Origin of the sequence: Novipirellula methanifontis, from assembly GCF_052161655.1 — a bacterium.
GTDB lineage: Bacteria > Planctomycetota > Planctomycetia > Pirellulales > Pirellulaceae > Novipirellula.
In genome coordinates, this window is sequence record NZ_CP197418.1 from 642,220 (window position 1) to 655,469 (window position 13,250).

At 52.8% G+C, this 13,250-nt stretch carries 8 protein-coding genes; 6 read left to right on the plus strand and 2 right to left on the minus strand.

Features of this window, described 5'->3' with window-relative positions:
* Positions 1 to 189 precede the first annotated feature (189 nt).
* Positions 190 to 3,828, plus strand: coding sequence for a protein kinase domain-containing protein (locus SH528x_RS02245; protein ID WP_442508909.1), 3,639 nt, complete (start codon positions 190 to 192; stop codon positions 3,826 to 3,828).
* Between the two features lie 448 nt (positions 3,829 to 4,276).
* Here SH528x_RS02245 and SH528x_RS02250 read toward each other — a convergent pair whose 3' ends face one another.
* The gene (locus tag SH528x_RS02250) at positions 4,277 to 4,612 is read right to left on the minus strand and encodes a hypothetical protein (RefSeq protein WP_442508910.1); all 336 of its coding nucleotides are present in this window, start codon (positions 4,610 to 4,612) and stop codon (positions 4,277 to 4,279) included.
* Between the two features lie 2 nt (positions 4,613 to 4,614).
* Here SH528x_RS02250 and SH528x_RS02255 point away from each other — a divergent pair, with 2 nt between their 5' ends.
* From SH528x_RS02255 to SH528x_RS02270, 4 genes are all read left to right on the plus strand, one after another.
* A complete protein-coding gene (locus SH528x_RS02255; RefSeq protein ID WP_442508911.1) occupies positions 4,615 to 6,306 on the plus strand; it encodes a recombinase family protein in 1,692 nt (563 codons plus the stop codon).
* Positions 6,307 to 6,506: 200 nt separating this feature from the next.
* On the plus strand, positions 6,507 to 9,800 hold the full coding sequence (locus tag SH528x_RS02260; RefSeq protein ID WP_442508912.1) for a hypothetical protein: 3,294 nt from the start codon (positions 6,507 to 6,509) through the stop codon (positions 9,798 to 9,800).
* Between the two features lie 609 nt (positions 9,801 to 10,409).
* Entirely contained in the window at positions 10,410 to 11,186 is a 777-nt protein-coding gene (locus SH528x_RS02265; protein WP_442508913.1) for a class I SAM-dependent methyltransferase, read from the plus strand.
* Entirely contained in the window at positions 11,179 to 12,549 is a 1,371-nt protein-coding gene (locus SH528x_RS02270; RefSeq protein ID WP_442508914.1) for an APC family permease, read from the plus strand. The genes SH528x_RS02265 and SH528x_RS02270 overlap by 8 nt, the downstream gene beginning before the upstream one ends.
* Positions 12,550 to 12,629: 80 nt before the next feature.
* Here the strand turns inward: SH528x_RS02270 and SH528x_RS02275 are convergent, their stop codons facing one another.
* Complete coding sequence (locus SH528x_RS02275; protein ID WP_442508915.1) at positions 12,630 to 12,824, minus strand: YgaP-like transmembrane domain; 195 nt, start codon at positions 12,822 to 12,824, stop codon at positions 12,630 to 12,632.
* 14 nt (positions 12,825 to 12,838) lie between these two features.
* Between SH528x_RS02275 and SH528x_RS02280 the strand changes: the two genes are divergently transcribed.
* Positions 12,839 to 13,231, plus strand: a complete 393-nt coding sequence (locus tag SH528x_RS02280; protein ID WP_442508916.1) for a hypothetical protein — start codon at positions 12,839 to 12,841, stop codon at positions 13,229 to 13,231.
* The last annotated feature ends 19 nt before the right edge of the window (positions 13,232 to 13,250 follow it).

Genomic DNA, 13,250 nt, shown 5'->3' on the forward strand with positions numbered 1-13,250 from the left:
CTAGTCCCGAGAGACTTCGAGCTACGCGCCCACATAGACAACGAAGATGTGCATGCATACGAAGCGGGCACAAGTACCATTTCGTTGCTCGAGGAAATGCGTATTTAAAGTTCTCAGAAGCGGTGTCCGGAATGGTACCAAGCGATATGTGTCGGCGTCGAACAGTCTTCCAACGGAATTGATATCCTGATGTCACTCGTCTTTATCAGCCACGCGACTCGTGATCGCACTCCAGCGTTAGCGATTTGCTCGGCCTTGGAGTCGCACGGCATCCGATGTTGGATCGCGCCACGCAACATCGTCGCGGGTGTGAAGTGGCCCGCGGCGATCGCGGATGCGATTGAGAATTGTGCCGCTTGCGTATTGGTAATGTCGGATTTAGCCAACGAGTCCGACAATATTGCTGACGAGATTGTTTTGGCAAAGAAATTCCATCGGCCGATCGTTGCGGTCCGAGTCAGTAAGGTCGAACCGGCCAAGCACTTGGAACTGCACCTGGCTTCCTCTCACTGGTTTAAGGCCTACCCGCCGCCAATTGACGACCACCTAGCACGTTTGGTAAGCGATCTTGAAGAACTTTCCGGGATCGTGGGCAAGCGACGACCTGTCGAGACGACACCAACCTCCAAGGCCGATCGCGACACTCGCGAACAACGCGATACGAAGCCGGATGCACCACCGGCCGACTCATTACTGCATTCCGAGTTACTGTTTGGGGTTGTTGCCGCCCAGTTCGACTTTATCAACCAAGAACAGTTCTTGGCGGTCTGTGCCGAATGGTGTGCAACCAAGAACAAATCGATCGGTCGGATGCTCGTGGAGAGGAAATGGATCGAGGAAGACGATCGGATTGCTATCGAAGCCGTTCACCAACGTAAAATTGCAAAGTTTCAAGGCAACGCACCGGTCGCACTGGTGGCCTCAGCCGATGCGCTCGTGTGTGACGTGATTCGACAAAGTGAATCGCCGGAGATAAGCCGTTCGTTAGACGGTCTGCTTTTCGATTGTAATGCTGGAAATCTCAGAAAAGATGACGCTTTAGCGTTTGGTTCGAGCTCTCGCTACCAATGGAATCGCTTGCACCGTGCCGGCGGATTGGGGCATATCTGGATTGCTGATGACCGAGACTTAGGTCGATCGGTTGCGATCAAAATGCTGCCAACCGGAACGACATCGACACGCGCCGAGGAGATGTTGCTTCGCGAAGCCAGGATCACTGGCCAATTGGAACATCCCAACATCGTGCCGATTTATGAAGTCGGACGCCGTGAATCCGATCAAAACGCCTTTTACGCGATGCGATTGTTGCATGGTGAAACGCTAACCGAAGCAATTGAGAAGTTTCATCAAGCGAAAAATGGCGGGAGATTAAACCCGATCGAACGGCGCCGCTTGATCAACGTTTTGATCGATGTCTGCAATGCCGTCGCCTACGCCCATTCCCAGGGCATCGTGCATTTGGACATCAAACCCGATAATGTCATCGTTGGCATGTTCAACGAAGTTAATCTGATCGATTGGGGATTGGCAATGGCGTTGGTCGACGTCGCGAATTCACCGGATCGACCGCGCGGCACACCTGCCTACATGACACCCGAACAAGCACGCGGCCAATCGGCCAAACTGGATCGGCGAACCGATACGTACGGCTTGGGAACGATCCTGTTTGAGATCCTGACGGGTCGACCACCTCACCTGGGTAATGACCCGAACACGTTACTAGACGAGATTGCTTCGCGACCAGCCGCAACACCCAAAGAAATTGTCAAGGAAACGCCGAACACGCTCAATCAAATTTGTGCCAAAGCCATGGCGTGGGATCCGACCGATCGATGCGACAGTGCGTTAGAGTTGGCGGAGGCTTTGCAATCGTTCCTGAGTGACGAACCGCTGGAGAACTATCGCTGGTGCGTTCGCAATGCACAACATTTGGTTTCACAAGATCGCGGCAATGAAGTCTACCGCGATAATTTGGCGCGGGCACAAATGAACTTAAGCGTTGTACTGATCGGCATGGAAAGATTCAGCGAAGCTTCGGATGGTCTGTACGAAGTTGTTGAACATTATCAATGGCTAAAGTCTCAGGACTCCGGCAATCTTCAATTCCGCGTCAACCTTGCTTCAGCACTGTTGCAGCATCGAACCGCACTCGCATCTTTGGGGAAATCCGACGAAGCCGAACAGATGAGATATCGGGCGTTGTCTGAGTACGAGGACATCGTTCGAAAGAGCGACAAGCCCGAAAAATACATGTCGGTTTACATCACGGCCATGCGAGACGGCGGTATTGATGAACAGGAAGTTCAGCGTCGCGTCCGAAGAATGTCCGAAGAAAGACCGCCTGAAACATCGAATGAAAGTCTTGTTGTTGACTCGGCCGAATTTACTTCTATGACTTCTGGGGCACTCAACGAATCGTTCAGTGTGAACGTTTATTGGCAGAATCGAATAACTTGGGGTGGAACACTGCATACGCCGATTGAACTCGGACGCCTCATGGAAGGTGATTCCAGCACATTCGAAGTCGTTCGACACAGTGATTACTGCCGCATGGCGATTGCGGGAAATGAGGCAATGTCCGTGCCTCGGTCGGCAATTCGTGTCGATTGTCAAGTTCCGGGACGACTTCGGATTACGAACTTGCATAGAAAATTAGGTTACTCTGCATCAAATCAGACAGTCTTGCCTGACGGATCGCTTCAACATCCCGTCACCGTGGGGCCGCGTGAGTCCTTCGAGATAAGTGATGAGTCGTGCATCCTATTGAGCGACGAACTCAGGTTGGAGATATCTCCGTTCATTACTCTCATGGCGTCGCAGTTCGACGAAAAGGGAACTTTGCTTCACACTGGTGACGCGCCCGCAATCGAAGCCAATACATCAATCGATGTTCGCTCGGCTGATTCGCACTTCAGCACGATCGATCGTTTCCAAATCGTTCGGCCGCTCGGACGAGGCGGCCTCGGAAATGTTTCGCTCGCGCGAGACCTTGAGACCGGTCGATTCGTCGCGGTCAAAGAATTGCTTTCGTCACAACACAATATTCGCAACGTAGAGCGGTTTCTTTTCGAGGCTCGATTGATGGCGCTGTTGGAGACTCCCGAGTGCCCCGTCGTTTATGCCATCGGTCGGTTCCCGGACGAGCGTCCGTTTTTTGCGATGCAGCACGTTCCCGGTGTGAGTATTGCCCAGCTCGGGCACGACTGGCGAGATGAAAGTAACCGAGACTCGCAAACCAAGTCCCTCGGTCACATCCTGCGGTCGCTAGCACAAGTCGCAAAGTGCCTGCATTACGCGCACTGTCGCGGTCTCGTCCACTGCGACGTCAAGCCGCAAAATATTCGTGTCAATCCCGATGGCAACGCGTTCTTGCTTGACTGGGGATTGTCTCGCTGTATCGAGTTTGAAGATGGATATGTCGACGAATTTGTCGCCGATTTAGCAGAAAGACGACCAGATGACTACCAAAATGGAACGTTTGGAACGCCGGCGTTCATGAGTCCCGAACAAGCAACGGGAGAGATCGATCGAATTGGAACGCTATCTGACATCTACTCTTTGGGGGCAACGTTATACGATTTGCTCGTCGGCCATCCGGTGTATTCGGATGTCAGTAGTGTTAGCGAGATGATCGAAAAGGTGATCAAAGGCGAAGAAATCCCGCCTCCGTCCAAAGTGGTCCGGGATGCAAAGTTCCCGGTCGAACTGGATGACATTTGTATGCGGGCGCTTGCTCGCAAACCTGAGCAACGTTATCCCAACGCTGCACAAATGCAACGTGATCTGCTGAGTGTTGCTGAATTACTCAATGATAAAGCCACCTCATGATGGAAACGACTCGAATGTATTTCATCAAGCGATGGTTGTGCAGAGAGAGAGGGTCAGAAGTCTAGTTGGTGGATTGGGGAACTTGCGTTGGTGGCCACACTATCTCGAGGCGTGGATTCCAGATTGTGCTTTCGTGTGGTCGACTCGACTCAGCCCGAGTTACCAGAGGTCTGGCTTCGAGCGACTCCTGTCGACTTTTGAACATATGGGCTGGTCCTGGTGCAACGATTTTCAAACGGACGGATCCAATCGCCGACTGAACGAATGGCAGCTTTCGCGAAGGAAGGACTGGGCAGGAAAATTAGGGATATGAAAATTCAAGACTGGGTACATTTTCCTACCCCTAGTCTTCCTGCCTACGTTCTCGCTGCGGGGGAGCGATTGCTGTCGCCCCTTTCGGGGCTTTGATATCGTTGGGTGCCGGAAAACATGGGGCTCACGCCCCATGCTACGTGCTGACGTGACAACCGATGTTGTAAAAAGTGGTTGGTTCTTTCACGTTATCTGTTCCCGGGACGGGATAAATACGATGACCTCGCGAAAGTGCTAGCTTTCTAGACGTGCCGGGATTCCCTCGTTTTTGTGGAGTTTCGATGCCATGGATGGGCCTGTTCACATCGGCGGTCGGTCGCTGACGATCGATTTTGAGGTCGATCGCCACTCTCAACACCGCCTTCAGGCAGCTTACCGACTTATCGAGCCGCCCCCTGGCCCGATCGATAGTACTGTACAAACTGCCCCGCAACCCCGGCGGGATGAGTCCACACTCACACTGGAGATTCATGGATGAACCTTCCTAAAACCGTTGCACTCTATGCTCGTGTCAGTTCTCAGAAGCAGGCCGAGGAACAAACCATTGACTCGCAACTGGAAGCTATTCGAAACCGCATTGCGAACGACCAATTTCATATCGAACCCGATTTCGAATTTTGCGACAACGGATACTCAGGGGCCCAACTCGTTCGCCCGGCACTAGAGCGACTTCGCGATCTTTTGGCAACATCCTCCATCGACCGACTTTACGTGCACTCCCCTGATCGACTCAGTCGCAAAATGGCGCATCAAGCGATTCTGCTCGAAGAGTTGCACAAATATGATTGCGAGATTGTCTTCCTCAACCAGGAGGGAATTGCCAATAGCCCCGAGTCAAATCTGCTGATCCAAATGCAAGGGATGATCGCAGAGTACGAACGCGAGAAAATTCTTGAGAGAACCCGGCGTGGACGAAAGTATTCAGCTGCCAAAGGAAATGTGAGCGTCTTTGGGCGTGCACCGTATGGCTATCGTTACATCAATAAAGCTCAAGGCGATGGAAGCGCCCGTTGGGAAATCGATCCGCTGCAAAGCGAACACGTGAAACTTATTTTTCATTGGGTCGCAGAGGGTGGCTGTTCGCTTTCGGAGGTTGCTCGCCGCCTAGCAGCGCAATCTGTCGTCACTGCGAAAGGAAAAGCTGAATGGGACAGATCGACGATTCGTGGTATCCTTCTCAATCCAGCTTACTACGGCCAGGCCGCTTACGGAAAAGAGCGTTTAATGCCGCGGAAACCAGGGAAAAGATCGAAGCGAGGTGCCCCAGTCGTGCCCCGCCAAGCGAAGGTAGCCAAAGCAACGGAACCATCCGAACAGATTGTCATTTCGGTTCCAGCGATCATCGACCAAGCATTGTTCCAGAGAGCCCGAGAAATTATGGATGATAATCGAAAGAGGCAACGTGAGCGCCAGAGCGGCGGCAAATACTTATTATCGGGACTGGTTCTTTGTGGAGTTTGTGGGTCCGCGTATTGTTCACGACGTAGCGGCGGCAGTAAGTACTTTTACTATCGTTGCATCGGCACTGACCGGCACCGCCATGAGGGTAAAGAAATATGCGATAACGCGTCGGTCAAGGGCGACGAAATCGAATCACTGGTGTGGTCAGAAGTCTGCAAGCTGTTGCGAGATCCCGACCGCCTTCGAGTGGAACTAGAGCGTCGTCGCGGTGAACCCGGCGCTGACGCAGAGCAACTTCAGCGAATGGAGAAGACGGTCTCCGAACTACGTGGTCGACTGGATCGCTTGATCGATGGCTACGAGACTGGGCTATTGGAGCGTCGTGAATTTGAGCAGCGGATTGGTCCATTGCGAGAGCGCCACGATCGCGAGAAAGCGGCTTTAGCAAGTCTTCGCGGGCGTGCGTCCACAGAAATCGACATGGCATCCGCAAGCGAGGTGTTAGCCTCGCTAAGCGACTCAGTAGGGGAACAGCTTGCTGATGCGGCCTTTTCTCTTCGGCGTGACCTGGTAAAGCTCTTGATCGAAAGAATTGAGATCCATCGTGAGGAAGTTCGACTAGTGTACAAGGTACCCCCAAACCCTTTTGTCCAAGGCCCCGATAATAACCGGGGCTTTTTACAACATTGGTTGTCGCGTGCTGCCGTGCCTCCGGCACTTCAAAACTGCGTAACTTTCATGCTCCCGCATGGGGGTAAACGCTGACGCCGCTGAGTGACGGAAGCCCTTGCGAAATGCGCGGTCCCTCGTGCTTTCTGCTTCGCCCGGTTGCAGAGAATGCATGTGATCCTGCTTTCGCAGAGTATGCCCTCACGACTTCGCGTTTCGGTGGCTGAACCGATTGGCGAGGCGACTGGGGTATACTCGGGGCAGGCCATCCAAACCTAAACCCAAGCAGCAAAAACATGTTAGAACGCGATTTGTTCCTTCCAATCTGCCTGTTGGCGATCTGTATCTTCGCCGCGCCAACTCAAGCGGAAACAATCGCGGTCTTTGCTGCAGACCCCGCAGACGCGTCGGTCGTGGAGTTGGCGAGTGTTGAGCTTGCTCAAACTAGCGACTTTCAAATATTAGAGCGAAGTCGTATCGAGCAGGTGCTCAGCGAACAACAGCTCGCCACAATGAACAGCCACTCTGACTCGCTGTTGCTCGGACATCTACTGGGCGTTGAGATGTTTGCCATCTGGGAGAAAGGCACAACGAACGCCAGCGGCAGGATTGTCGTTTTCGATGGTGAAACGGGGATGCGCATCGAGGACCGTGAACTGGCGGCTTCGGACCCGATCGAACTTGCACACCAATTGGCGGAGCGTGTTCGCGCCGTGGCCAAGCAGTATCGGGACTTTGACCTGTCAACGTTGCCAATGATTTCCTTGGCCTCAGTACGAAATGTTGATCTACCGCCAAAGTGGCAACGTACATCCGATCAATACGTCGCTCGACTCCAGCAGAGTTTGACTCAGCTGCCTTCGGTTGGACTACTGGAGCGTTCGCGACTTCGGTTTGTGCTTAAAGAAGACATGCTGCCCATCGCAAAAATCCAAGCTCGATTACTCAGCTCTACTGAAACATTGACATTGCAGTTGTCGCGTTTAGATCAACAAACGATCAAAGTCGAATTACTGCTCTACCAAGCCAACGATCCAGACCCTAAATCACTGGTTAGAAAAATGCGTGTCGATGCCTCCGAAGCCGATATAGCAAAGCTAACCGACGAGACCGCCAAGTCGATTGCTGAGCTTTTGACGCCGCCATCGATGGGAGAAAAAAACGGTTACTCGCATGATCTGGAATCGAGGAATTTGCAGCGTGAGGCAAAGCGGCATTCGATGATGCGGCAACCCTATTCTGCAGCCGTTCGCTACGAAGCGGCCTATGCGTTGAGCGACGATCCGGAGGTCTTGCCTTCGCTAGCACGCTCGATCCACCGAAGTCTTTTGATTGAGTCGAAATCATTTGTGGGGACCGGACGAGGACAATTTTATCGCGATGGGAAAGAAATATCTGTTGATCAGTGGCGTGAATGCGTCGAACTCGGTCGATACCTCCTCGGAATCCGTTCGAAGATTCATCAAACTGAACAAGCCAAGCCGGCGTGGCCATTTCTCGATGATGAAATGCGTCCTGCGAACACACTGGCGATCGATTTCACGTTCCCTTATGGGATTGGTTCGTCGGTGCTTCGAGTCGATCCTGATCAGTCGCCCGACGTTTTTAGCGATCTTCGCAGCTTCTATGAAGACGCTCATGAAGCGGTGTTCACCGATTTTGCCAACGATGCAAGACGCAAGCTCTCTGGAGAGAAGCTGCAGCGGTTTGAGGATGAGATATCTTCGTTAGAGCTAGTGCGACTGACGAGGGACCATGATCGACATTGCCTCGTCAACTGGGACGAGCGATTTGTTTCGGTGTTTGAAAAGAGTCTAAAACATGACCGGTGGCTCGAACATCTCTATGGCCTACGCCTATCGGTGGAAGATCTGAGCCGGCCTGCCAAAACGCGACTGCTGAAGAGTCTTTCGGAAGTAGACCCGGCGTCAAATCCGAACGCAAGTCTTGCCGCTCGCTATTTTTCACTGCATGACCAGCGGAACACACAAGGGTTTGTTTATTCGGATGCGTTTCAGTCGCAACTGATTCAACTGGTGAGCGACATTGCGGACCAGATCGAGCGGGTTGATGAACAAGCAGCGATCAAATCTCGCGACTTCGTTACCGCCTACGTTCGCAAGTTCCGTTATCAAGAGAGTCACCAACGAAACACTCTGGGGCGTTTATTCGATTATACGTGCTCGCTGACTCCCGACCCCGACCATCGGCGAGAAGTCTACACCAATGCTTATTTTCGTTTACTTGACCACGGCATCCTCTGTTCCGAAGTGCTTAAAAACGTCCTGGCCCCATCCCATTTTTACTACATTTCCGAAGATCTTGCATTGCTCGACAAGACCATGGAAATTGTCTCTGAAAATCGATTTGGATTAGACGATCAACAGTACAAATCTTTAATCGACGTCATTAGCGAGCAACGTACACGCGTCGAGAAACCTTTTTCGAGAAAGGAGATGTCACGCGAAACCATCAACCTACCGTTGGCATGGAAGGATGTTCGTGAAATCACGCTCCCCGCGTCAGGCAAAACAGGACCGAGGTTGCTGAACGCCGAAATCATTGGCGACGACATATTTGTGCTTGCACTTGATGTTAGCGTTCGTGCAAAGTCAACCCAGGTATTGCTCTACCGTACGTCTGGCGCGGAGGGCGCCGAAGTGAGGCAAATCGGGAAGCTGGAGTTATCTCATCTGCAAATCAAGGAAGAAGAAAAAGAACGAAACGTTAGAAAGGAAGTCCCGCCATTCATGCGCACTTATTATGGCCGACCGTTCATCCCGGGCGTGATCGTGAAGGGAGAAAATCATATCTTTGTTACGACCGAGGGTGGCGGAGTATTGGCGTTTCCATTGAGTGGTGGACCTGCATTCAAAATCGATACGAGCTGGGGGCTTTCATCGAATTGTGTCCAGCAGGTATTGCCGGTCGGCGGCAACCTATTGAGTTGGGTTGGGGAAGAACACGCCGACGCAAACTTCGTCTCGATCAATTTGCAAACGAAACAGATCGAATTGCTTGCGTCATGCCAAAGAAAAGATGCGAAAACACCATTGGATAACTTTCCTAACGCCCGCTGTGGGCTGATGATGGCGCAAGACGAGAAGCGAGTCATTATCGTGATGGATGAAGGATACGATTTAGAGTCAGGCGTTTACTCTAATCGCAACGGTGTTTGGCGATATGAACTTGATGCCGACAAGTTCTCGCGTTTTCCCTCGGGTGGGTTTCAGAGCAGAGAGTTTCGACGAACGGCTGAATATGAATTCGTCGTCGGCCGTTACGATGTTGACACCAAAGAGCGACGGTGGCGACTTTTCAAGCTTAACGAAGATCGGTGGTATGAGATCGGGTTGGTGGATGTACCATCGAGGACGAGGCCAATTGCGACGACCGATTCGGTGATCTGGTGGCACAAACAAGATGGACGCGTTGCCTATCGGCAGAATCGCGATACCGGAACGATTGAGCGGTTTCGGGTTATTCCCGAAGGGTTTGCGAATCGTTTGACATTGCAGTTTTTTCCAGGCTGTAACTCGGCAATACTTTGCACCGAAGAAAGACTCTGGATTGTCACTCCTGAAAACTAGGCAGGAGCAGCGATTCTCGTTGTTTCTTGCTCGAAGCAGACCCCCGACTCGACTCGTGCCAATATTTGATGGAAGCTTTTGCACGCACTCTGCATCGAACGACACCTAGTCGTAGGTCACACCATCGAAGAATAAAGGCGGCAAAAAGATGTAGGGCAAAAAGATAAATCTCCAGGTTCCTACTTTCCAAATATTTTTGCCACCCATTTTTTTGTCGGTTCGTTTCCGGTTCGGCACATGAGCGTTACAGTTCCTTCTTCTTATCTTCCTACCTCCATTTTCCTACCAACTATTGCATTGCGGTGGAGAAATTGCTGCCGCCCTTCCGGAGCATCGGTATCGCTTGAAGTCAGCACACATGGGGCTCACTCCCCATGCTATATGCTGCCGTGCCTCCGGCACTTTATGATGACGCCACTTCGACGGTGATGGATAGGTTATTTGCTGTCGTCACTGGGGATGCGAGCCATTAGCGGACACGCTGGCGGGTTGTCGCTATAGTTTAGCAATTGCGTCTTACAGGCGAATCTTCTCCTATTCGGACTCGACTCGCTTGGTTTGACTACAATCATCGCGTTCCTTTCACAATCCTACCCGACCGAGGATCCAATGAAGCGTTTCGTCCTGCTCTCGCTCTCGCTGTTTATCGTGCTGACGCCTATCACCCTGATGGCACAGACCGCAACGATCTCGGAGCCTGCAACCGAGCAATCGGCAGCGGCAGGGACATCGGGCGACGCCAAAAAGAGCATTAATCCGGGGATCAACGAGGGGTTTCTTGATCCGAAAATGGATGTGCAAGCGTGGGTGGAACGTTTTGAAGTCGAAAGCCGCGAAGTCTACCAAGCTCGCGATGCGATCATGTCGCAATTGAAGCTCAAACCTGGCAATCGGGTCGCTGATGTCGGGGCCGGAACGGGGTTTTATTCGCTGCTGATGTCCGATGCGGTCGGCCCCAAAGGTTGGGTTTATGCCGTTGATATCTCGCCCAACTTCGTCCAGTATCTGGTGGACCAATTTGATCAACGCGAAGTCGAAAACGTGACGACCGTGATGTGTGACGACGACTCGGTTTGTTTGCCGCCCGACTCGATCGATCTGGCATTCATCTGTGACGTCTACCATCACTTTGAATTTCCCGATCAAACGATGCAGTCGATTTTCAACGCACTTCACCCAGGAGGACGGGTGGTGATTATCGATTTCGAGCGAATCCCCGGTGTGTCTCGCGAGTGGACGATCGGTCATGTTCGCGCAGGCAAAGCGACCTTCATTGATGAAGTGCAATCGGTTGGCTTCGAACTCTCCGCCGAACGCAAGATCCCTGGCTTCAAAGAAAACTATTTCCTCGAGTTTCGTAAGCCGGACCAAGCAGGCGATGAATAACGAAAATGCCGAGATCGGTGATCCCGTGAATCCTAACTCCGAGGAACATGCGCCGCTGGGTTTAGGGTCGGCGATGTTCTTGGTCGCGGCCAGCATGATCGGCGCAGGAGTCTATACGACCAGCGGATTTACGCTGGCAGCCCTTGGATCGCCGGGTTGGGTGTTGGCGGCTTGGGCGACGGGTGGCGTGATCGCAATCTGCGGTGCGATTTGCTACGGCGCGTTGGCTCGTGAATTGACCGAGTCGGGCGGCGAGTACTTGTTTCTTTCTCGCAAACTGCATCCGATCGCAGGCTTGATGGCCGGCTGGGTCTCGCTGCTGGCGGGTTTTACCGGTGCGATCGCGTTTGCGGCCACCACGTTCGAAACCTATCTCGGCTGGCAAGACGCGATGCCTAAAGGCGCCATCGCAACGCTCGTCGTTGTATTTGCTGCGATCCTGCATACGGTTGGGGTGCGGCCGGGAGCTCGGGTTCAAGATTTCGTCGTGATCTTGAAATTTCTATTGATCACAGCATTTGTGGTGATCGCTGTTGCGATGCACTCCAGTGCCTCGGTGGATGTGCCGGCCGAAACGTCGGTGAGTGAAGCAGTGTCCTGGACGGCGTTTTCACTAACGTTTGCGACCCAGTTGATGTACATCTCGCTTAGCTTCAGCGGTTTCAATGCCGCTGTCTACATTGCCGGTGAAGTGAACAACGCGAGCCGGAATGTGCCGCGGGCGATGTTGTGGGGCACGTGCCTGGTCACGCTTTGTTACTTGCTGCTGAATGCGGTGTTTGTATTGGCCGCACCGAGTGAAGCGATCGTGGGACAACCCGATGTCGCCACCAAGGCCGCCGAGGCGATAGCCGGGGAAACGTTTGCGAGCTTTGTCAGAGTCGTAATTCTGCTGGGACTTTTTACGTCGGTTTCCGCGATGATCATGAGCGGGCCGCGAGTCTACGCGAAAATGGCGGAAGATGGATTTTTACCTGGCTGGTTCCGCTTCTCGGGAAGGATCGCGGGCAAGCCTCCGGTCGCTGCGATCTGGGCTCAAGCGACTCTTGGTATCATTGTTATTTACGCTTCGGACCTCGAGCGACTGCTGAGCTATCTCGGGTTCACGCTGTCAGTCAGCGCGGCGCTAACCGCGAGTCTGCTGTTTTGGGTGCGAGGCAAATCCGGAGCTCGAATTCGTCCGCTGCTGTATCCGATCACTCCGATTGTGTTTGTCGGCGGCACACTGTTGGCTGCGACTCTTTCGGCAGTGAATTCGCCGGTGCAAGCCGCCGTAGGACTTGGGACAATTGCATTTGGTGGGCTGCTTTATCCTTGGTACGCGTGGCGACAAATGCAGCGAGGCGGAGTGACGGGCGAGTAGGCAGTTTTCCGGTCAGAATAAAAACACAGAGGGAACGGCCCAAATGCAATTCCAAATTAACTCGCAGTCCAAAGCGTGATTCAGGAGCGATTCCACGGCAGCTTGCGAAGTAGTACGGCCATCGCACACGTGTCGGAGATCCCGGCAAAGGCCAGGCCTGCACCGACAAACGTCGACAGCCCGGCAAAGGCAACGTGAACCGTCAACGCCAACACGGCACCTGTGAATACGAGCGTTCCGGCAACGATGCGGACTTGTCGGTCGATAGAAATCATTTGGATCGTTTTTCGTGAGTGAAGGGGAATCGCATTGGGAGGGAAGCTTGTCCTACGGTGCTTTCGATTTTCCCCAGAAACTTCCCAGCTTCGCAAAGATCACGGCAAAGCCACAAAATCCGCTCGCTCCTGAGAAGATCAGACTGCAGCCCATAAACACGATCCCCCACGCGAAAGCAGCGTCGGAAATCAAGGCAGCAAGCGAAAAGATCAAAACCAAGACGCCATTGGCAACGGTAGCGGTTCGAGTGGGTGATAATCGAGGCATCATGTACACGCTTTGGATTGAAAAACTGCGACAGCACGCCGCAGCACATCCCCAGCCGGATGACATCCGGGTGCGATGGATCGACGCGGGAGCCCAAAAACGGACTTCCCATAACACCCGATTGTCGATAGTTCTCTAACTTACGATATTTGCAGCCT

What these genes read in the sequence shown, in the direction of transcription:
- SH528x_RS02245 (WP_442508909.1), top strand. Translation starts at nt 190, where the DNA reads ATGTCACTCGTCTTTATCAGCCACGCGACTCGTGATCGCACTCCAGCG.
- SH528x_RS02250 (WP_442508910.1), bottom strand. Translation starts at nt 4,612, where the DNA reads ATGAATCTCCAGTGTGAGTGTGGACTCATCCCGCCGGGGTTGCGGGGC.
- SH528x_RS02255 (WP_442508911.1), top strand. Translation starts at nt 4,615, where the DNA reads ATGAACCTTCCTAAAACCGTTGCACTCTATGCTCGTGTCAGTTCTCAG.
- SH528x_RS02260 (WP_442508912.1), top strand. Translation starts at nt 6,507, where the DNA reads ATGTTAGAACGCGATTTGTTCCTTCCAATCTGCCTGTTGGCGATCTGT.
- SH528x_RS02265 (WP_442508913.1), top strand. Translation starts at nt 10,410, where the DNA reads ATGAAGCGTTTCGTCCTGCTCTCGCTCTCGCTGTTTATCGTGCTGACG.
- SH528x_RS02270 (WP_442508914.1), top strand. Translation starts at nt 11,179, where the DNA reads ATGAATAACGAAAATGCCGAGATCGGTGATCCCGTGAATCCTAACTCC.
- SH528x_RS02275 (WP_442508915.1), bottom strand. Translation starts at nt 12,824, where the DNA reads ATGATTTCTATCGACCGACAAGTCCGCATCGTTGCCGGAACGCTCGTA.